A 20,064-nucleotide genomic window follows, 5' to 3' on the forward strand; every position below is an offset into this window, starting at 1 on the left:
GGCTCCTACAGGGTTTGTGTTTGCACCATGGAATAGGGCCGCTTGCCCGGTCAGAGCGAGCGGCGGTCAAACGTTATTTCTTGGCTTTTTCTTCAATCCGCCGATCCACATCCGCGCGGATCTGATCGATGCTGAAGCTCGCCGGCTTCTGGCTAGGCGGATACTCGACGAAGGTTTCCAGGAATCTCGCGGCCTGGGTGGACGCTAGCGATACGAGGTACGCGTTCTTGGCCGTCCAGTCGTAATACTGGTCGGAAACCACGTCGGCACGTTCATACGGATCCATGCGCAGGTTGAAGATTTTCGGTACGCGCAGGCAGACGAACGGTTCGGCCCAGACTTCGAAACCACCCGGTTTGCGTTGTTCGCAGAACACCGCTTTCCAGTTTCCGGAGCGCATGGACACGAGCACGCCATCATCGTTGAAGTAGAAGAACTGCGTGCGCTCACTCTTAGGCGATTGGCCGGTCAGGTACGGTAGTTGGTTGTACCCGTCCAGATGCACCTTGAAACTGGTGCCGCCTGAAGCCGGCGCCCAGCCCTTGAGCAGCTTGTCCTTGACCCCGTCGTCGCCAGCAGCCGCCAGCAAGGTCGGGAACCAGTCGAGGCCCGAGAACAGTTCGTTGGAAACCTCGCCCGGTTTGATCTTGCCCGGCCAACGCACCATGGCCGGAACGCGGTAGGCACCTTCCCAGTTGGAGTTCTTCTCGTTACGGAACGGCGTGGTCGCCGCGTCCGGCCAGGACCATTGATTCGGGCCGTTGTCGGTGGTGTAGACCACGATGGTGTTGTCGGTGATTTTCAGATCATCGAGGGTCTTGAGCAGTTTGCCGACATCGCCGTCGTGCTCGAGCATGCCGTCGGCGTACTCGTTGCCTGGCATGCCGCTCTGGCCCGCCATCGATTCACGCACATGAGTGAAGGCGTGCATGCGCGTGGTGTTCATCCAGACGAAGAACGGCTTATCGGCCTTGGCCTGTTTCTCGATGAACGCTTGCGCAGCGGCGGTGGTTTCGTCGTCGATGGTTTCCATGCGCTTGGTCGTCAAGGCGCCGGTGTCCTCGATCTTGCCATCGGCAAAGCTGTGGATCACGCCGCGTGGAGAGTTGGCCTTGACCCACTCGGGGTCATCTTTGGGCCAATACGGTCGTTGCGGCTCTTCTTCGGCATTGAGGTGGTACAGGTTACCAAAAAATTCGTCAAAGCCGTGGTTCGTTGGCAGGTATTCATCCCGGTCGCCCAAGTGATTTTTGCCGAACTGGCCTGTCGCGTAGCCTTGCGATTTGAGTGCCTGAGCGATGGTGATGTCGCGTTTCTGAATGCCGACCGGCGCACCTGGAACGCCGACCTTCGACAGGCCGGTACGCAACGGCGTCTGGCCGGTGATGAACGATGAGCGTCCGGCCGTGCAGCTGTTCTCCGCGTAATAGTCGGTGAACAGCATGCCTTCCTTGGCAATCCGGTCGATGTTCGGAGTCTTGTACCCGACCACGCCCATGGAGTAGGCACTGATGTTGGTCTGGCCGATGTCATCGCCGAAGATCACCAGGATATTGGGTTTTTCGGCGGCCCCGGCAGTCGCCGAAATCGCCATCACCGAGGCCGCCACCAGGGCGAGTTTCGGTAGCCACTTGCGTATGCGAGTCATCTGACTTGCTCCTTTTGCGCTAGTGTCGCGTGGTGCGACAAACGTTTATTGCAGTCCTGCGTCACGCTTTTTATTGCACTTGCTCGGGAGTGGCGGCTGCCTCGAACGGATAGATCCGGCGCCATTCGGACGCCATGTCGACGATAGTCCAGCCACGGGTTTTTGCTTCGTCCAGGGCTTTGTCCAGGCGCCCGATATCGGACTTGCGGTCATAGGCCCATTCGCGTTTGGCGTCGGTGTGGTGCACCAACCCCATGAATCGTTTGCCGGGGCCGGCGGCAGTCCACTGCAACATTTGCAGGTCGCCGTCGGAATTGCCGAACGCCAGGATTGGCCGCTTGCCGATCACCGCGTCGATGCTTTCCGGTTTGCCCGGGCCGTCGTCGTTGTGGGCCAGTTTGGGCGTGCGCACGATCGAGGCTTTGCCGTCCTTGAACTGGAACGCCGTGACGAAGGTGGTGCCGATCACTTGCTCGGGCGGGATACCGTAGACCTTCTCGGCGAAGGCGCGCATGAACCCGGTGTCGCCACCGGAGACGATGTAGGTCTTGAAATCCTGGCCGCGCAGGTAGTCGAGCATTTCCAGCATCGGCTGGAAGATCATCTCGGTGTACGGCTTGCCGGTCTTCGGATGCCGGGCCTGGCTCAGCCAGGTCTTGGCGTAGTCGTCGAAGGCTTCGGTGGTCATGCCGGTGTGGGTCGCGCCGAAGATCTTCATGATGCCGTCCATGCCGGCGGCGGCGAGTGCCTGGTGATCGTTTTCCAGGACGGCCTTGAAGGGCTGGGTGGTTTTCCATTCCGGGTGCTGCGGCGCGGTGCGCTTGACCTCTTCCAGGGCAAACAGCAGTTCGAAGTACATCGGCTGCTCGCTCCACAAGGTGCCGTCGTTGTCGAACACGGCGATGCGGTCAGCGGGCTTGACGAAGTCCCTGCTGGATTGGTCGGTGACCGTCTGGACGAACTCGATGATGTGCTTTTTCGCCGGGCCGTCATTCCACGACGGCAATGGCTCGTTGGCGTGCGCCAGCAGCGGCAGGATCAGCGCGAAGAGCAGCGTCAACCCGAAACGATGGTGGCTTGATGTCGCGTTCGTCATGGGAATTCCTTCTCGTGGACGGGGTTGAGCGGCCGCAGTGCGGGAACGGTCCGGACGTTGCTGCCTCGCGCCTGACTATGCAGCGTAGACAAGGATTGCCCGAGTTGACGCAGCGCCTGATCTTCGGTCGATTGACGGCTGTAACAGGCGCGTAACAGGTCCTGCAGGCGCGGTCCGAGGACGCTCAATTTCAGGCCTCCGCGGCTGCGTTTGAGCCACAGGTACAGGGCGCTGAGTTGCGCCGGTGTGGCGTTGATTTGCCGTGGAATCTGCCGCCAGGCGTAGTCGGCGGATTGCAGCCACGCGGCGTATCGGGCACGGCGTCGGTCGCGCACGGACAGGTAAACGCGATGCATGAAAGGCCTTGCGAACCAGCCCAGTAGCAGCACTGCCGGCAGCAGCAAGACAACCAGCCAGTGCCTGGAAAAACGCACGCGACTGTGTTCGCCCATTTGTTTCAGGTCTTCGGCAATCGAGAACACAGGCGTGTAAGCGCTGTTGGCGATGGCCTCAAAGCTCACTGCCGGCACTTGCGCGGTGCGGGTTTGCTGGCTGCTGGCATCCCACCATTTCAACTCGATCGCGGGCAGGCTGTGATGGCCTTCGCTGTCGATACGGTAAGTCACGGTGTCGATGCGTTGGCCGCCGGTGAAGTTGCCCCGGCCGTCGTCCAGGCTGCTGATTTGCGGGTTCTTCGGGTAACGGCTCAGGCCGCTGACATCGCCCAGTGACGGCGCAGGCAGCGACATGGCCATTGCGTTGTCGGCCTGTAAGGTCAGTTGCCGGGTCAGGCTGTCGCCGACCTTCAAAGGCGTTGCCGAGTCGATGACTTTTTGCGTGAAACGCAGCCCTTGCGCCACCAGTACCGGTTCGCCGGATTTGAATCCAGGTGGTTGCTTGGCGGTGAAATGCAGCGGCTTGCTTTGCGCACTCAACGGGGCGCTGGCCTGGCCCGGCGTGGCCTGCACGGTCAGCGCCGGAATGTCAAAATCCCGGGCCTGATTCGGGCTGATCCGGTAGCTGTAGCGCATGCCGTTGAACGCCTTGCCGTCCAGCGTCTGGTTGATGTGCTCGGCGTGGCCGTCGGGCGGTAGCACCAGCGCGCCGGGCAGTTTCAGGTCGGGCAGGGCGGGGGCGTCGGTGAACCAACTGTCGGTGAGGACGTCGAGTTGCAGTTCCAGAAGGCTGCCGACCATGACCGGGTCAGCGGGTTGCAGGCGCGTCTGGATGCGCAGTTCGGGTTCGGCGGCGAAGGCGGATGTGGTGATCAGGCAGCAGAGCAAGGCGGCAAGTGTTGTGGTGAGTGAGCGGACGCCATCGCGAGCAGGCTCGCTCCCACAGTTGATTGGATTGAAATCAAATTTTTGTGATCGCCACAAATCCTCTGTAGGAGCCGGCTTGCCGGCGATGGCCATCACTCGATTCATGGCTTGCCCCCCGCCTGATCCTGCAAGCTGAACTTCTGCTTGAGGAATTTCGCTGGTGATGTCGTCAGGTTCTGCAACCACAACGCGTCCGACGTCGCCTGCTCGGTCTCCACGGCTTTGCTTTGTCCCTTGCCCGGCGCCTTGTCCATCTTGATTTCATCGGGTTTGACCTCAGGCGCGTTCTGTTTGGCGCTTTCGGTGTCTTTTTCCAGGGCGATGGCCAACGCCAGATTGGCCGTGGCCTCCGGGAACTGTGGTTGCAGCTTCAACGCCTGGGTGTAGGCCGCGATGGCCTGATCAAACTTGAAACGGCGCACGTAAATATTGCCCAGGTAGAAATACGCCTGGGGTGTTTCCAGTCGCGCAAAACTCGCCAGCGCGAGGTCAAAATCCGCCGCGTTATAGGCTGCGATGCCTTTCCAGTACGGATCGACAAACAGGGCGGCAGCCTTCGGGAAATGCTCATGTTCGAAGGCCCAGCGACCTTGCTGGTCGGGGGTAAAAAATGCATCGGTCAAAGCGTTGGCCTGGGCATTGGTGGGCTGAAAACCGATACCCAGTGCCAGCAGCAAACCGGCCGTCCAGTTCAGGCTCCAGCCTTTGCGCACGCTGAAAAATGCGATCAGCAGCAGCGGCCAGCACAGCCAGTATCCGGCGTCTTTCCAATGCAACTCACGCTGCTCGTCACTGGTCGCCTGGAAATGTTGACGGGCGTGCAGTTCGATCCAGTCCAGATCGTTGTCATTGAGCGTCAGGCTGCCCAGCGGCGCCGCCATGGCTGATGCCAACTGCTTGAGCGCGGCCTGGTCGAAACTGCCAAGGGCCGGGCGGCCGTTACTGTCGGTGCGCGGCTGGCCATTGGCGTCACGAATGATCCCGCCATCCTCGCTACCGACCGCGAGGATCAACACTTGCAGCGTGCTGTCGTTCAGTTGCTTGCCCAGGCCGGCGAGTTGCGAGGTGTCGGCGCCGTCGGTGATCAGCAACAACGTGCCCGGCGTTTTCTCCGCCGCCAACAGGCGTTTGGCCTCGTCGATCACCGCGCCGACATCCTTCCCCGGTTTGCCGATCAGGTCACTGCTCAATGCCTGGATAAACGTATCGAGCAACGCCGGATCGTCGGTTGGCGGCAGCACCAGATGCGCGCTGCCGGCGTAGGCGATCAGCGCGTTGCGGGCACCGGCGCGGCGCTGGATCAGGTCATGCAGTTTGTGTTTGACCGCTTCCAGGCGACTGGGCGGCACGTCGCTGGCGTCCATCGAGGGCGAGAGGTCGGTGGCAATGATCAGCGGCGCACGATTTTCCAGAAAGTCCGGCCGGTCCTGCTCCCAGGTCGGTCCGGCAGCGGCGAGGGCGCCCAACATCAACAGCGCGCATACCAGATGCACCGGCCGCAAGCGCTGTTGGTCCTGCGGGGTCATCAGCAAGTGCGGCAGCAAGTGCTCGGCAATGTTGCTGCGCAAACGCCGCTGCACATCCCGGCTGCGCCTCCAGAGCCACGGCAGCAAGGCACCCAACGGCACGAGCAAGAGCCACAGCGGACGGAGGAAGTGCAAGTCGCTGAGGTTGATCTCCATCTCAAGCCTCCTGCCGCTGACGCGCGAGGGTCAGGTGCGGACGCAGCAGGGCGCCGAGGTGGTAGAGCGCGAGCAAACCGATAGCGGCGCCGAGCGGCCACCAGAACAGATCCCTTTTCGGTTGGTGGCTGAGGGTTTTCACCTGGTGCGGGGTCAGCGTGTCGAGGGTGCTGTAGACCTGATCCAGCGCCGTGCGGTCTTCGGCGCGGAAGAACTTGCCGCCCGTGGCGTCGGCAATCTGCTGCAAGCCTTGCAGGTTGACCTTGGCTTCGCCTTCGGCGCTCGGGTCGCCAATGCCGATGGTATGAATCACCACACCTTTGGCGGCGGCCATCGACGCCGCGTGATCCGGGGTGATGGCGCTGCTGGTGTCGTTGCCGTCGGTGAGCAGGATCAGGACTTTTTCCTGTTCGTGGGCCTGATCCAGCAACTTCAGGCTCAGGCCAATCGCATCGCCAATGGCGGTGTTGGGTCCGGCCATGCCGATGCCGGTGTCGTCCAGCAACAGCGACAGGCTGGCGTGATCCAGTGTCAGCGGCGCCTGCGGATACGCGCCGCTGCCGAACACGATCAGGCCCAGACGATCTTCTTTACGCTTGTCGATAAAACCGTGGACCACGTCCTTGACCGCCGCCAGACGATTGATTTTCTGCCCGTTGGCATCGGTGAAATCAGTGGTTTCCATTGACTGGGAGATGTCGATGGCCAGCATCAGATCACGCACCGGTTGCTGGCGTTCGATGGGTTTTTCCACGAACACCGGCCGTGCGGCCGCGAGCAGCAACAGCGCCCAGACCAGCAGGTTCAGGAGCAATTGCCAGCGATTGTTGCGTGTGCCGGCGGCGCTTGGCGCCTGTCCGACCGCGCGGCTCATGGCGCCAAAAAACGGCACCCGCACGGCGCTGCGGGCTTCGCGGTAATCGGGCAGGTAGCGGTAACCCAACCAGGGCAACGGCAGCAGCAGTAACAGCCAGGGGTAATCAAGCTGCCACATGGTGCGACTCCACCCAGTGTTTGCAGGTGTCGAACAGCTGCTGACGCTGATCATTGGGCAACGCCAGCAATGTTGCATCCGGCGCATAGGCCAGCAACGCCAATTGCCGGCTGAAATCCGCCGGCAACGGCTGCGCACTGTGCTGCGCCAGAAATGCCTGCCAACGCTCATTACCTAGCGCCGCAGGACCTTGTAGGAGCGAGCGGTGCGGCGATCCGACTTGCCCGCGAAGAACGATTACACGGTTTGTCTGGGATACCGTGGGGCCTGGTTCGCGGGCAAGCCTCGCTCCTACGGGATCTGGCATCGACAGGGCTACACGTTTGAGCAGTTCGGGGAGTTCGCGCAGGGCGCTGATTTGATCATCGCTGCTTTGCAGTTCAGCCAGCCGCACCAATGCCTCGCGCCGATACCGATCCCGCCGCCACTGCCAATACCGCCGCGCACCCACCAGCAACACAGCAGCCATCAACACCGCCAGCAACACCCACCAGCCCCACGTCTGCGGCGCGTAACTGACGGGCGCCGGCAGGGCCATTTCCTTGAGTTGCTCAATGCTCGGCACGTTGGGATTCATCGCCGCCCCCCGCCGAGTTTGCCCAGTTCCGCGCGCAGTTGTGCCTGCGCCTCGGTCGCCGTACTGAACATCATCAACGGCACCTGACTGCGTCGCAGCAGCGTGGCGACGTCCTTGAGCCGACCGCTGAGAAAATCCCCCAGCGGCTGATGAACACTGCGTTGCTCGACCGCCAGCTCGACTTGCAACTGACCTTGAGTAATCAGCAAGCGGCCGTTTTTCGGCAGGTTCAACGCCAGCGGGTCGTACACCTGCATGGCAATCACATCGTTGTGCGCCGCCAGTTGCCGCATCAGTTGCAAGGTGCGTTCGCCCGCACCGGCAAAGTCGCTGACGATGCAGATCAGGTGATCGTGACCGGCCACAGCCAGGCACTGTTGCAGGACTTTATCGAGCTGATCCTCGCCCTCGGCGTCCGGGTTGGCCGCGCTCAATGCCTGATTCTGCTGGACGATGCGACTGCACAGCGCTTCGATCCGTTTGCGGCTGCGCAGCGGGGCAATCGCGTCGATCCGTGAGTCGTTGAATACCAACCCTCCAACCCGGTCGCCCGCGTTGAACACCATCCACGCCGCCAGTGCGCCGAGTTCGGCGGCAACCGCGGATTTGAAACTGCGTTGCGAGCCGAAAAACATCGACATGCGCTGGTCCACGAGGATCAACGCCGGGCGATCGCGCTCTTCGGTGAACGTGCGCACCACCGGTTTGCCGGTGCGCAGCGAGGCGCGCCAATCGAGGTGGCGCAAGTCGTCCCCCGGTTGATAGCGGCGCAGTTCATCGAAATTCAGCCCGCGCCCCCGCAGCCGTGAAGCGTGGTTGCCGGCGAGGATGCTGCCTTGTGGCTGGCGTGCGAGGAAACTCAGGTCACGGGCCTTGAATTCCAGCGCCATCAATTGCGCCAGAGAGACATAGACCAGACCGTCGACACTTTTTATTTTCAACATCAGGCAGGAATCGCAACGTTATCGAGCAGGCGATCCAGCACCTGATCGGCCGTGACGCCATCAGCGACCGCGTCATAACTCAGCTGCAAACGATGCCGCAGCACCGGATGCACCACGGCGCGCACGTTGTCCGGCGAGACAAAATCCTGCCCCTGCAACCAGGCATCGGCGCGGGCGCAACGGTCCAGGCCGATGCCGCCGCGCGGGCTGGCGCCGATGGCGATCCAGCGGCCCAGGTCCGCGTCGTAATCCGTCGGATGGCGGGTGGCGTTGATCAGGTCGATCAGGTAACGATCGATGGCCGGGGACACATGGATTGCGCTGACTTCCCGGCGTGCAGCGAAAATCACGTCCTGCGACAGCGCGAAACCCTGCACCGGCGCGGTCTTGGCGCCTGTCGCAAACTCCTCTTCACGTAGCAGCCGCAGCACTTGGCTCTCGTTTTCCGCGCTCGGGTAATCGAGCAGTACCTTCATCAGAAAACGGTCCATCTGCGCTTCCGGCAGCGGGTAAGTGCCTTCCTGTTCGATGGGGTTTTGGGTGGCGACCACGATGAACAACTCCGGCAGCCCATGGCTGTTGCCGGCCACGGTGATTTGCCGTTCTTCCATCGCTTCCAGCAGGGCCGCCTGGACCTTGGCCGGTGCGCGGTTGATTTCGTCAGCCAGAATCAGGTTGCCGAACAGTGGACCGGGCTGGAACCGGATCTCGTTCTTGCCATCGATCTGGTGCAGCACTTCGGCCCCGGTGATGTCCGACGGCAGAAGATCAGGGGTGAACTGGATGCGGCTCATCTTCGCGTCCAGGTGTTTGGCCAGCGCTTTCACCGTGCGGGTCTTGGCCAGCCCGGGCAAGCTTTCCAGGAGCAAATGGCCGTTAGCGAGGAGGCCCAGCAGAATCTGCCGGATCACTTGATCCTGGCCCAGCACCGCTTCGGCGATGCTGGCTTGCAGAGCGTTAAGGTCGTTGAGTGCGGTCATTGAGGGGCCTTTATTCAAGATTCAAGTCGCCAAAGGCGTTGGCAGGTTGATCGATAAAACTGGCGATCCCTGTTCACTTCTAGAAGAACGCCAAAGTCAGGTTGACGCTGAATCCGTTGCCTTCAGGCCGGTTCTTGGTGTCGAACTCCGGGATCCAGCGAGCGTTGACGCTGGCCTGGGCGTCGGCGAATTTTCCGGCCCAGCCCACCGTCGGACCGGCGCCCACCGAGCGTCCGCGAAAGCCGCTGTTGGCGCCTGACCCGGAGTCGTCGGTGAGCTGCTGGATGTAGCCCGCGGCCATGCCGGCGTTCCAGCCGTTGCCGAAGCCGTGGGTCCATAGCGCATCGAGGGTGAAGAGGTTGCCGTTTTTGTAGTCCGTGGCGTCGTTTTCGGTGTAGAACTCAAGCCCCCCGGACAAGGTGAACTCGCCGCCCTTGCCGTCGAGGTGAGTGAAGGCCACGGTGGGCATGAAGGTGTAGTTGTTCTGCCCGGCGTTGGCCAGGCGATCATCGTTGTAAGCGCCGGTCGGCAGGTAGATCGGCAAGGACAACGAGAGGTGGTTGACCTCGTCGAAGTGGTAGCCGGCAGCGATGGGCGTCACCAGCAGGTCGGCGAACTGGGTGCCGGTATCTTCCGTTCCCAGCGTCCGGCCACGAGGCCCGGTGACGCTCGCGGTAATGTCGGTGTACTGCACCGGCACGCCAATCGCCGACGCGTAGTTCCAGCGACCCTTGCCGGTATCCCAGACATGGGTGAAGTTGGCCATGGTGTAAGACACTTGCAGCTCAAGCCCGGCACTCAATGCGCCAACGATAGGCACTTGCACGTTGCCCTTGAGCTCGCCGTCGTACCAGAAACTGCTCAGCGACATCACCCAGCCGGGTTCCGGTGGCACGATCCCGGCATTGGAAAACACCTGCAAGCCGGTCATCGGCCGGCCGCCACCGCCTTCTGCCGCCAGTGCCAGCGGGCTGCTGCCGACCACGCAGAGGGCCAACAAAGGACGTACCACAAAAGACCTGACCATGGCTGGCTCCGCTTATTGATTTTGTGGGATGACTGGCGTCAACGAGGGCATTTTCCACTCGCCGCTGGAGACTTCCGGTCTTGGCAGGTACAGGCGCAGGACACCGTAGAAAGGCCCGTTCGGCGCTGGCAGCCAATTACTTTGCAGGTCCTTGGCCGGGGCTTTGTGCTGCACGTAAAGGGTCAGGCCGCCGTCGGCATCCAGCTTGAGATCCGGCAGCATTCGCGAGTTGATCAGGTAACGATTCAACGGGTTGGCGACCAGCAATTTGTTCTTGCCGTCGTACATCGTCAGCGACCAGAACGCGTCGGCCGGGGGCAGGGCGCCCTTGTCGAAATGCAGCGTGTAATCGTGTTTCGAGGCGTCGACCGGCTGGCCGTCCTTATCGACGAAATAGCCGATGTAATTCGCCTCCTCGGCAGAGTTGCCGAAGATCCCCATGTTGGCGCCGGCGTAGCGGTACAGGTAGTTACCGTTGAGGTGGTCACGGGTGCCGAACAAATCGCCGCTGCTGACCTGATGGCTGTCGACCTTGTCCTTTTTAAACTGTGCGAATTCGGCCTTGGCGTCGGCGATGCCGTCTTCCAGGGCTTTGCGCTGACTGGCAGGCAGCTCGTTGGGTTTGAACGGCTTGCCGGCTCCGATGCCGATTTTGGCGAAACGCGCGAGCAAGTCTTTTTCCGCGTCCTGGGGCGGGGCAAACGACAGCATGAAATTCAGGTAGCCGAACAGCTCCGGGGTTTCGCTCATGGTCGGCGTGGGCTTGGGCCAGACGACCTTCGGCGCGGCAGGCGGGGCCTTCTGTTTGACGTAGTGGCTCAGCGGCTCGATCGTGTAGCCCTTCTGGATGCTCTTGACCTTGCCCAGGTCTTTTTCGTCGAACAACTGCGTGCGATACAGCGCGTAGGCGATGTTGGTTTCACTGCGTAGCAGACGATCGATTTCAACCGGTTGCTGACCTTGCCAGTTCGGCCCGGCGATCATGAAATGCCCGCCGGCGTTGCCCGTGCTGCGGGTGCCCAGATACGCAAAATTCTGCGTATAGGCGTCGATCAGTTGCACCGAGTAGTAACGGTGTTCTTCGATGGGCGGCAGGGTCAGCACCACCGGCTCGGCGCGCAGGTCCATCCAGATGAACGAGTAGGGCGTGTCGGCGTTGGGCGTGACGAAGGCCGTGTCCTTGGCGGTGAATGCCTGCGCGGTATTGCCGATCTGATTGAGCGGTGCCTTGAAGTTCGGGCTCTTCTTGTCGACCGCCTGGGTGTAAAGGGTCTTGTACATTTCCACCACCGGGTAGCCGTACAAATAAGCTTCCTTGGCAATGGCCCGCGCTTCTTCCGGGCTGGCGGTGAATCCGGTCTTTTGACTGACGCTGACGTCTTGAGCGCCAACGCCGCAACTGACAAACATGCTCATCAGGCTGTAACCGGCCGCGCGAATTGCACCGTGCATAAATAAGGTCCTTATTTGCCGAAGGTGACGTTGATCCCCGCGAACAGCGTGAACTGCGGCAAGCCATCGCCCTTGCGCTCGATGGTCCACTGCGGCTCGATGAAGGCATTGAGAATATTGGACCCGGATTTCCAGACCTTGCCGGCACCCAGACCGAGGGGGATGTAATGGGTGTCGTTTTTCAGGTCGAAGGTCCAGATGGCGGTGGAGCGCAGGTACCAGCCTCTATCGAGGTTGTGAATGACAAACGGCTGCAGGGTGGCCGATTCGACATGCGGGCGGTCGCTGTCGCCGGCAAAAGAGCTCTGGTATTGCACCAACGCACCAAGCAAGCCACGGGGCGATGAATCAATCGCAATGGCCGCCAGCCCCGCTTGCCATTTGCCGGTGCCGAGCTCGTCCCGATCGGCGTAGGGCGCGGTGATCATCGGGCCAATGCCCAACTGCACGCCTTCGGTCTTGAGCAGGAAGATATCAAACAGGTTCAGATCGCCTTCGCCGGTGCTGTAGCCACCGTGCGGATCGGGACGGGTGCTGATCGGTGCGGTGGCGCGCAGCAATTGCGGGACGCCGATGAAGTCGTTGGGCGCAATCGGCAGTGTCCCGCGCACCAGCAAATCGTTGGTGTGGATATTCGAGTCGTAGTACTTCGGGGTGTAGTAGTCCTGCAGGTTCATCCCCGGTGCGAGGTTCAACGGGTTGTTACTTTTGTTGGCCGTGTCAGCGTTGTCCGCCTGGGCACACACGGCGGACGTTATTGAAGCCGCCAACAAAAGGGCGCTCGCTCCTGGAGTGTTCGACATGATTCCCCGGTTCCTTGGTGGCTCATTGGTCTACTCGGCACTTGGCGGCCGTTATGCGTAATCTCTTTCCTATCAAGCCTGTAGGACATGTCTGATGACGTTAGCAGTTGTCGGCGGGTAATCCAGTCGAAGGGCGCACTTCTCTGCCTGTGAAGTGGTTGTTGATGATAATCAAGCGCTTCAAACAAAACGTGGGATGGCATTCCGTATTCGAATAAAAAGCAGCCGGCATATTGCCGATCAGTCTTTGCGACCTGTGATTTGTGACAGTTATCGGCGGCGTGTTTTTCGCTGATAGTTAAATGCCCAGTTTTCAATCACCGACGATTATCGAGAACACACCATGATGAACCAGCCCAATAAAAAATCAGCCCCCGATCGTTCCTGGGACGAAGCCACGATACTCTTCAATGGCAAGCCGGTATTGCCGAACGAGACAATCGCCCTGCTTTATGGAGAAGACAGCACTTTCGAAATAGAAGCTGCACCGGAAGTTGCTGAAGAAATTTATCTGGCGGTCGTTGATAATAAAGAGGGTGTTGAACTCCTGGTGGAGCCGGCATTGGAGCTCTGGCACAAGCTGGTCGACGGAAAATTAAGTTATAAGATCAATCCGGAGGTTGGGAAGAGCGGTGCTTTTGCGTTCGTCCTAATGAGCCGGCAGTTGATTATGCCATTGGAAATCCCCTGTCAGGTGATGTCGCCCAAACCAATTGAACAATTAGTCATCCGGGTTAATGGCGCAGAGATAAAGTCTGACGATGTTGTTTATGCGGTGAGAAATAGCAGTAATTTAATTGAGGTGGAACCTCTTCCTGGTAGCCCGCTAATAGGGCAGAACATTGTATTGTCATCGGATGCAGTGACCCCCCCGAACCTGGGGCCAGTGTTTGAACCGCCACAAGGATCTCAAGCACTTGACCCCGTTGCTCGTTGGAGCCTGGATTGCGGTGACGAAACGGATGGAAACTTGTCAATCAAATTGAGTCTGGAGAGTAGTCCGCAAGAATTTATTCAGTTGCCAGTGGACGTGGGCTATCAAGACCGTGGTGTCATACTGACAACCATTATTCTGCAGACGCTTGGAAATTCAAAAACATTAACGACGAGATCCATGAAGGGGTTTGAGTTGAAAAAGGGGGTCAAGGTTGAGTGGCTAAGGGCAGACGGTAGTCGTCTGAAACTTGAATACACCGGTGAAAAAGCATTCAGCTCTCTACAGTTTAAACAGGGGGAATTGGTCGGTGTGATTACTGCCTATACCTTTGTTCGCGGAAAACCTAGTTCTCCAAGAACCATTAATATCGTTTAGCCCTGATAAGTATCAGGTTAAACGGGTGAACGTCGAGCTCTCGATCACGTCCGTTCAATGGCACAGGACCAGGACGTGATCGTGGCGCTATGGTGGAGGCTCAGCGCTTGTTCATCTGCTCACGCTGCCGCTCCTCCTGCTCCCGCAGTTCCGGTGTGAACTCGGCCCCAAAATCCTCCGCCTCGAACACCTGGCGGATCTCGATTTCAGCTTCGGTACCCGGCATCGGGTTGGGGCAGCGCTTGACCCATTCGATCGCTTCCTCTTTCGACTTCACTTGCCACAGCCAGTAGCCGGCGATCAATTCCTTGGTCTCGATAAACGGGCCGTCAATTACCGTGCGCTTGTCGCCGGAAAAACGCACGCGCGCGCCTTTACTGCTGGGGTGCAGGCCTTCTCCGGCCAGCATGATCCCGGCCTTGATCAGCTCCTCGTTGTAGTTGCCCATCGCGGTCAACAGTTCTTCGCTGGGCATGACGCCAGCCTCGGAGTCGAGGCTGGCTTTGACAATGATCATGAATCGCATGGGGTTGTCTCCAATGGATGTGAGAAATTCACAGCATGGTCGATTGGCCGACGTTTAAATCGACAGTGCTTCCCAAAGTATCGCGCGTCATCGGAACAACGCGGCTCAATCCCTTATTCCAAGACAACGGTTTTTCTCGCGCATTTATTGTGAATGGATCTTGTTCACTGTCATTTCTGACAGTACCCGCAGCTGCTTTTTTTCTCGATAGTCGAGTGGCCAGTTTTTTTGTCCACTTCCAACTACCGGAAACGCGTCATGACCTCGAACCTTAAAATCGGAGCTACCGAAATTTCTCCCGTTTATTTTTGTTACGGGGCTTCAGGCCAACGCGGGCATACGCTCACCGCAGTCGGCGAAGCCAGCAGCCCGTGGGTCGGACACGGCGTCAGCGTAAATCCCGCTGCCGGGCAAACCCTTCCGTTCCAGGCAGTCCCCGCGTCCGGCGAGTACCAGACGTTTTTGGAGCAGGGATGTGAGTGGAAGATCAATTGCCCGGACGACGGCGAAGTGTGCTCCTTCGATTGTCGGTTACAGACCGAGTTTACCGCCGAGCCCTACAGTATTCCGGTGAAGTTGGGGCATTACCTGCGTGAATTCCAGGGCAAACGCAATCCGATCGGCGCGCCACTGATCGGTGAAGAAGTCACTGCCGAGGTCCAGGTCGTGTCTGCCTACACCCAAAAACTACTGAAAGACATCGATGTTGAGTGGCTCGTGAATGGGCAACCCGCAGGCCGCAAAGAAACCAATAACTTGGGCTGGAGCACGTTCAGTCACACCTTCACAGCGGACGGCGAACAGTCGATTACGGCCAAGGTGTTCAGCCCCTATAACGACACGTGGACCGAACACAGTTTTACAATCACGGTGTATGCCGAGAGTCCCTGGCAACAAGCGGAGCTGAAAGTCAACGGAGTACCCGTGACGTGGCGTTCACCCGTTCTATTGCGTCGTGGGCAAGCGAATGAAGTGACAGTGAAAGTCGAGCCGGCAATCGCAAAAACACTCAGGCTGGCGCTGATTAATGAAGAAGGGCTGAACATTGTTGCCGTGCCTGCAGACACTGTATGGCAGGAGCCGGATCCAGTGTCCGGAGAGTTCAAATGGACCCTCACCTCGAACGAGCAGAAGAGTGGTCGAGTCAGGTTAGTCATCTATAGCCAGGAAGTGACTCAGCCTTGGGAGCACGACGGACGGGTGCTTGCAGGCGATCTCGCTGATGAAGTGGAGGTCTGGATTGACGGTAAACCTGTCACGTCGGGCGTCAACTTTTTCTTCCGCGGTCGGCCCGGCGTTATTACGTTGGAGCCCAAGGAGGGCAGTTCGGTAACAGATGGCCTTGGGGTGACACTGACAGGCGTGATCACCAGTGGTCTCGATGAACCAGATTTGGTATCCAGCCCTGGTTTTGGCGTTTCAACGCCAGATCATCGCTGGAGCGTCACCGGGTCTAACAAGAGCGGTACTTTCCAGCTGATATTCACGTGTCAGGGCATTGCCGTGCCGCTCACGCTGGCACTCAACGCCTTGTTGTCGACTGATCTGAATGACGAAGCCGATGTGCGGATCGGCGGCGTAGAAATCCCGACAGAAGGGCAGGTCTTCTTCAGGAGCGAGGCACAAACGCTGACAGTGGTTGCCAAATCGGGCAGTCCACTGGGCCGTCTGCCTCTGAAGTTGCGATGGATCAAAGGGGAAGGGCTGCAGGCCGAAGAATTTAATTGCGAACCTGCCCTCGACACCTACACCGCAGACCACAGCTGGAGTATCACCGGCCCCGCAGACAAGAGCGGCACGTTCCAGTTCGAGTTGGTTGGCGAGGGCATGACTACGCCCATTGAATTGCCAGAGTGTGTATTGCTGTCGAAAAACTTTGCTGATGAGGGCGCGTTCTTGGTCGACGGTGTGGAACTGTCGGAAAGTGCGGTTTTCACCAGAGGCGTTGCAAGAACCTTGACCCTTGTGCCGAACGCGGGCAGCCCGGTCGCCAACTTGATGAAAAGCCTGCAATGGCATGCCGGCACGGGATTGGTCAAAGCAGATCTGACGTGCACCCCGGCGCTTGACCTGGCCACAAAACTCAATAGTTGGCAAATTACCGGTTCCGCCACCAAGAGCGGTACGTTCCAGTTGAAACTGGTCGGCCCGGGTGGCGCGACGCTGGGGCAACTGGCCGTTTGCATGTTGTTGTCGCGCAACCTTGAGGACGACGTGACCGTCAAGCTTGATGGTGCCGTCATCCCGGCCGAAGGCAAAGTGTTCATCCGGGGCAAACCGCGTACATTGGCCCTGGAGCCGAAAGCCGGCAGTCCGGTGGCCGATTTGCTGATGAGCTTGCGATGGGGCAGTGGCACCGGTTTGGTCGCAGGGGACTTCCAATGCGTACCGGCACTGGATCAGGCGACCAAGCCTCATAGCTGGCGCATCACGGCCCCCGCGACTAAAAGCGGCACCTTCCACTTTACAGTGGCCGGTCCGAGCGGCGTTACGTTGACCACGCTCGCGCTCAGTACCGTGCTGTCGGCCAACCTGCGCGATGAAGCCGACCTCCTGTTTGCCGGCAAGCCGCTGCCGGCTCAAGGGGTTGCGCTGTTGCGAGGCCAGCCGGGAACGTTTTCATTGGTGCCCAAGGCAACCAGCCCCATTGCCGGTAAACCTCTGGCGATGAAGCATGCGGGTGGCACGCTGCCTGTGAGTGATGTGACTTGCCGGCCTGCATTTGGCCAGCCGACCACCGTGTATGAATGGGCGTTTACCGGCCCTGTTAGCCGAAGCGGTACATTCATTGCGGAAGTTGGTTATGGGCAGGATGCGAAGCTGGTTATGGAGCCGGTTGCTGTTTTATCGGCAAACCTTTCCGATGAGTTGAGTGCTATTACCCTGTCGGTTGATGGTAGTCCGGACACTTCTGTCGATTTGTATGGCGATGGGGTAATGCTCACGTCGCCAAAGGCTCGACTGACATTTGTTGCCAAGGCTGATAGTCCTGTTAAAGGGAGAACAGTGTCATTCAAATGGGTCGACGGGCAGAACTCGTCAATGGATATTGTTCCAAATCCCGTAAAGATAAACGATTTTGGTGTCGTTGAGTTTCAAGGTAAAGAGCATGCGGACTCAAATAAGGTGCATCGGCTTTGCCTTGACTATGGCGGAGCGGAAACTAATTCGTGGGATTTCAAATATTTAAGTCCGAGTAATGAGGGTCTCAAGGTGCTGTTTGAAGGTGTTGAGCATGGCGGTGTTCCTGCATACCTGCAACTTAACAAGTTGCATGAGTTGATTGTGGTGCCGAGAACAGAGGACAGTGTTCTTGTGGGTTGGCAGTGTTCTTTCTCGGCTCCGTCAACTGTCGGGTATTCAGTACAGATACTTCCCCAGGCTGGCGATTGGCTCACCATTAAGCCACCCAGCGCAGGCGGTACGAAAATAAATGTAAGGGTAGTGAGGAATGGCGCCATTTCCAACCCGGCGTTTAATCTCGGATTGTTGGTTAAAGGTTTGCCCTCGGTAAATATACCAATGATGGTGCTGGATGCTGATCTGGAACAGTGATTAGAGTAGTGAAATATTATGTATCAGACAATATTGAAAATGTGAGGTGATGGCTATGAATGTTCGGAATCTTAAAGATGTGTTCGACTCCATCCAGTTTGATGGAAAGGAAATGGATGTCGAAAATCCACAACTTAAACTTTGTACTGGGCAAGTCCATACGTTAAGGCTTGCTGGTAAAGGTAGTGCGTTGTGGCGGGGCGAGGGCGGTCCTGCAGGTTCGGGCAGTACGACGTCTTTAACGCTGGAAGTAAAGAATGAGCGGAACGAAGGAACATCAGATGATTTTGTGGAGTTTTATCTGACGGCAGAACGTGCTGTCGACAACGCCTGCCTCGTTCTTTCTCAAGCTGACAGCAATGAATACGTAGTCTTGTCGGTTATCGTTGAAAGCTCAATTAATCGCTGGAGCGTTACCCTTCCAAACGGGTTGCAAAAGTCTGCATCGGAATATGGTCATTTATTTGTGCCCTCTAATTCTAGCTCTTTAATTCAAATGAGACTGGATAAGGTAGTTGGAGTGGCTCATTTTCCTGAAAATAGAGTGTATAGGTATACATATATAGGCCCTGGCAATAGCGATACTCTGGCTGCGATGGGGGAGCCCATAAGTTTTGGGGAGGAGAGTATGACTGTTGGATATACAGGGGGCTCTGTCAGGTTGATTCTGGAAGTGTATGAGCCATGGGCCACGTTTGGATCTGGTGGAGTCGATCACGGACCATTTCTGCCGATAATGATGAAAGTGCATGAGTTGCATAAAATATCTATTCATCCTTTTGATTCCGAGGGGGGGAATACAATAGGTAGTTTCTATGGTCGTAGCGAATGGTTCGACGTGTTGCCTGAGCAGGGTGAAGAAGTATCTGACGTGCCGCGGAAGTCTATTTCTGTTGGCAGATTTAGTTATGAGGAAATTGGTGGGCCAGGCAGGCCTGAAAGATATATCAGGTTGAAGAAGGATGCGCCTATGGGAGCTATTCCTTTGTATTTTAGGTTTTCTGGTGGCAGTCATTCTGGTGGTCTGGTTAACGTGGAAAGATATGAATAGGTTAAAAGGGTGTAGTTGCTAGTCAAAAAAAATACCCGGCAGTTCTGTGGGTAAAGAGAGGCGATTTATTTGCCTCTCTTTACTTCTTGTTAGGAGATTGCAGTTTTGGATCTCTGCTCTCGCAAGCTGTTTTCTCTACTTTTTCGGCCATTAGAGCAGCTCAAGTCACATGACAAGATTAACCTGAAAAATCTGGCGCGTTCGCTGGGATTTTGGGTAATGGGATACGACAAGCGTAAGTCACGGCAGCGCAGTTTGCTTTGATTTTTCGAATGGAAACCCATACACGCCACGAACGTAAGTACAGTCAATTTGTTCCGCAAGGTCGGTCCATCGTGGCCCAAGTCTGATTCCCGCAAGGTTGTTACCGCCTGCCAAAGGGTTTACTCACTTTCTGCCACGACACTTCACAATTTGTATCCCCCATAGGCCCTCACCCCCATTTCATGGTTAACTTCTGCCTCGTCGAATTTTCCACATCAACGTTCAGAAGGACTCCGTTCATGGCTCAAGTCACTCTCAAAGGCAACCCGGTTCAAGTCAACGGCCAATTGCCACAAGCCGGTTCCAAGGCGCCAGCCTTTTCCCTGGTTGCCGGCAATCTGTCCGACGTGACCCTGGCGAGCTTCGCCGGCAAGCGCAAAGTGCTGAACATCTTCCCAAGCGTCGACACCCCGACCTGCGCCACGTCGGTGCGCAAGTTCAACGCCCAGGCCAACGATGTCGCCAACACCGTCGTGCTGTGCATATCCGCTGACCTGCCGTTCGCCCAGGCCCGTTTCTGCGGCGCCGAAGGTCTGGAAAACGTGCAGAACCTGTCGACCCTGCGTGGTGCCGAGTTCATCGAGAACTACGGCGTTGCGATTGCCGATGGCCCACTCAAAGGCCTGACCGCCCGTGCTGTTGTGGTACTGGACGAGAACGACAACGTGCTGCACAGCGAGCTGGTCAAGGAAATCGCTGAAGAACCGAACTACGAAGCGGCACTCGCTGTTCTGAAATAACTCAGCTTTTACAATTGTTAACGGCCTGGCCCTGTCCAGGCCGTTTTCATTTGTGCTTCAGTGTCTTAGATAAATCTCCTGTTACGTAAGC

The 20,064-nt window shown here is 58.1% G+C and carries 16 protein-coding genes; 4 read left to right on the forward strand and 12 right to left on the reverse strand.

Annotation, left to right across the window (positions count from 1 at the left end):
• Positions 1 to 73: 73 nt before the first annotated feature.
• From KGA82_RS09495 to KGA82_RS09545, 11 genes are all read right to left on the reverse strand, one after another.
• Positions 74 to 1,648, reverse strand: a complete 1,575-nt coding sequence (locus KGA82_RS09495; RefSeq protein ID WP_008036341.1) for an arylsulfatase — start codon at positions 1,646 to 1,648, stop codon at positions 74 to 76.
• A gap of 70 nt (positions 1,649 to 1,718) precedes the next feature.
• Entirely contained in the window at positions 1,719 to 2,744 is a 1,026-nt protein-coding gene (locus KGA82_RS09500; RefSeq protein WP_223416652.1) for an HAD family hydrolase, read from the reverse strand.
• Positions 2,741 to 4,171, reverse strand: coding sequence for a hypothetical protein (locus KGA82_RS09505; RefSeq protein WP_223450219.1), 1,431 nt, complete (start codon positions 4,169 to 4,171; stop codon positions 2,741 to 2,743). The genes KGA82_RS09500 and KGA82_RS09505 overlap by 4 nt, the downstream gene beginning before the upstream one ends.
• Positions 4,168 to 5,748 (reverse strand): VWA domain-containing protein, encoded by a 1,581-nt coding sequence (locus KGA82_RS09510; protein WP_223450220.1) that lies wholly within the window; start codon positions 5,746 to 5,748, stop codon positions 4,168 to 4,170. The genes KGA82_RS09505 and KGA82_RS09510 overlap by 4 nt, the downstream gene beginning before the upstream one ends.
• A gap of 1 nt (position 5,749) precedes the next feature.
• Positions 5,750 to 6,742, reverse strand: a complete 993-nt coding sequence (locus KGA82_RS09515) for a vWA domain-containing protein (protein WP_192227277.1) — start codon at positions 6,740 to 6,742, stop codon at positions 5,750 to 5,752.
• On the reverse strand, positions 6,729 to 7,319 hold the full coding sequence (locus KGA82_RS09520; protein WP_223450221.1) for a DUF4381 domain-containing protein: 591 nt from the start codon (positions 7,317 to 7,319) through the stop codon (positions 6,729 to 6,731). Before KGA82_RS09520 ends, KGA82_RS09515 begins: the two co-directional genes overlap by 14 nt.
• Positions 7,316 to 8,263: a DUF58 domain-containing protein gene (locus KGA82_RS09525; protein WP_008030187.1), complete on the reverse strand. Its 948-nt coding sequence runs from the start codon at positions 8,261 to 8,263 to the stop codon at positions 7,316 to 7,318. Before KGA82_RS09525 ends, KGA82_RS09520 begins: the two co-directional genes overlap by 4 nt.
• Positions 8,263 to 9,243: an AAA family ATPase gene (locus KGA82_RS09530; protein WP_008036331.1), complete on the reverse strand. Its 981-nt coding sequence runs from the start codon at positions 9,241 to 9,243 to the stop codon at positions 8,263 to 8,265. Before KGA82_RS09530 ends, KGA82_RS09525 begins: the two co-directional genes overlap by 1 nt.
• Before the next feature lie 79 nt (positions 9,244 to 9,322).
• Entirely contained in the window at positions 9,323 to 10,270 is a 948-nt protein-coding gene (locus KGA82_RS09535; protein ID WP_192227274.1) for a transporter, read from the reverse strand.
• 12 nt (positions 10,271 to 10,282) lie between these two features.
• Entirely contained in the window at positions 10,283 to 11,722 is a 1,440-nt protein-coding gene (locus KGA82_RS09540; RefSeq protein WP_411737479.1) for a DUF1254 domain-containing protein, read from the reverse strand.
• An 11-nt stretch (positions 11,723 to 11,733) separates the two neighbouring features.
• A complete protein-coding gene (locus KGA82_RS09545) occupies positions 11,734 to 12,525 on the reverse strand; it encodes a hypothetical protein (RefSeq protein WP_223450222.1) in 792 nt (263 codons plus the stop codon).
• Between the two features lie 343 nt (positions 12,526 to 12,868).
• On the opposite strand from KGA82_RS09545, the gene KGA82_RS09550 reads away from it, so the two are divergent.
• Positions 12,869 to 13,837 (forward strand): hypothetical protein, encoded by a 969-nt coding sequence (locus tag KGA82_RS09550; protein WP_223450223.1) that lies wholly within the window; start codon positions 12,869 to 12,871, stop codon positions 13,835 to 13,837.
• A 100-nt stretch (positions 13,838 to 13,937) separates the two neighbouring features.
• On the opposite strand, the gene KGA82_RS09555 is transcribed toward KGA82_RS09550, so the two are convergent.
• On the reverse strand, positions 13,938 to 14,363 hold the full coding sequence (locus KGA82_RS09555; RefSeq protein ID WP_223450224.1) for a YciI family protein: 426 nt from the start codon (positions 14,361 to 14,363) through the stop codon (positions 13,938 to 13,940).
• Positions 14,364 to 14,621: 258 nt separating this feature from the next.
• Between KGA82_RS09555 and KGA82_RS09560 the strand changes: the two genes are divergently transcribed.
• The 3 genes from KGA82_RS09560 to tpx all read left to right on the forward strand — a co-directional run bounded on the left by KGA82_RS09560 (position 14,622) and on the right by tpx (position 19,973).
• Positions 14,622 to 17,918 (forward strand): hypothetical protein, encoded by a 3,297-nt coding sequence (locus tag KGA82_RS09560; protein ID WP_223450225.1) that lies wholly within the window; start codon positions 14,622 to 14,624, stop codon positions 17,916 to 17,918.
• A gap of 55 nt (positions 17,919 to 17,973) precedes the next feature.
• Positions 17,974 to 18,969 carry a hypothetical protein gene (locus tag KGA82_RS09565; RefSeq protein ID WP_223450226.1) on the forward strand — a complete coding sequence of 332 codons (996 nt, stop codon included), beginning with the start codon at positions 17,974 to 17,976 and terminating at the stop codon, positions 18,967 to 18,969.
• A 503-nt stretch (positions 18,970 to 19,472) separates the two neighbouring features.
• Positions 19,473 to 19,973: a thiol peroxidase gene (gene tpx, locus KGA82_RS09570; RefSeq protein ID WP_008030203.1), complete on the forward strand. Its 501-nt coding sequence runs from the start codon at positions 19,473 to 19,475 to the stop codon at positions 19,971 to 19,973.
• The last annotated feature ends 91 nt before the right edge of the window (positions 19,974 to 20,064 follow it).

It is taken from the genome of Pseudomonas sp. BF-RE-22 (assembly GCF_019956155.1).
GTDB lineage: Bacteria > Pseudomonadota > Gammaproteobacteria > Pseudomonadales > Pseudomonadaceae > Aquipseudomonas > Aquipseudomonas migulae.

Bases quoted from the DNA above. Each gene is read 5' to 3' on its own strand.
- KGA82_RS09505 (WP_223450219.1), bottom strand. From the start codon at position 4,171: ATGAATCGAGTGATGGCCATCGCCGGCAAGCCGGCTCCTACAGAGGAT.
- KGA82_RS09545 (WP_223450222.1), bottom strand. From the start codon at position 12,525: ATGTCGAACACTCCAGGAGCGAGCGCCCTTTTGTTGGCGGCTTCAATA.
- KGA82_RS09565 (WP_223450226.1), top strand. From the start codon at position 17,974: ATGAATGTTCGGAATCTTAAAGATGTGTTCGACTCCATCCAGTTTGAT.
- KGA82_RS09515 (WP_192227277.1), bottom strand. From the start codon at position 6,742: ATGTGGCAGCTTGATTACCCCTGGCTGTTACTGCTGCTGCCGTTGCCC.
- KGA82_RS09550 (WP_223450223.1), top strand. From the start codon at position 12,869: ATGATGAACCAGCCCAATAAAAAATCAGCCCCCGATCGTTCCTGGGAC.
- KGA82_RS09495 (WP_008036341.1), bottom strand. From the start codon at position 1,648: ATGACTCGCATACGCAAGTGGCTACCGAAACTCGCCCTGGTGGCGGCC.
- KGA82_RS09500 (WP_223416652.1), bottom strand. From the start codon at position 2,744: ATGACGAACGCGACATCAAGCCACCATCGTTTCGGGTTGACGCTGCTC.
- tpx (WP_008030203.1), top strand. From the start codon at position 19,473: ATGGCTCAAGTCACTCTCAAAGGCAACCCGGTTCAAGTCAACGGCCAA.
- KGA82_RS09535 (WP_192227274.1), bottom strand. From the start codon at position 10,270: ATGGTCAGGTCTTTTGTGGTACGTCCTTTGTTGGCCCTCTGCGTGGTC.
- KGA82_RS09530 (WP_008036331.1), bottom strand. From the start codon at position 9,243: ATGACCGCACTCAACGACCTTAACGCTCTGCAAGCCAGCATCGCCGAA.
- KGA82_RS09540 (WP_411737479.1), bottom strand. From the start codon at position 11,722: ATGCACGGTGCAATTCGCGCGGCCGGTTACAGCCTGATGAGCATGTTT.
- KGA82_RS09560 (WP_223450225.1), top strand. From the start codon at position 14,622: ATGACCTCGAACCTTAAAATCGGAGCTACCGAAATTTCTCCCGTTTAT.
- KGA82_RS09510 (WP_223450220.1), bottom strand. From the start codon at position 5,748: ATGGAGATCAACCTCAGCGACTTGCACTTCCTCCGTCCGCTGTGGCTC.
- KGA82_RS09525 (WP_008030187.1), bottom strand. From the start codon at position 8,263: ATGTTGAAAATAAAAAGTGTCGACGGTCTGGTCTATGTCTCTCTGGCG.
- KGA82_RS09520 (WP_223450221.1), bottom strand. From the start codon at position 7,319: ATGAATCCCAACGTGCCGAGCATTGAGCAACTCAAGGAAATGGCCCTG.
- KGA82_RS09555 (WP_223450224.1), bottom strand. From the start codon at position 14,363: ATGCGATTCATGATCATTGTCAAAGCCAGCCTCGACTCCGAGGCTGGC.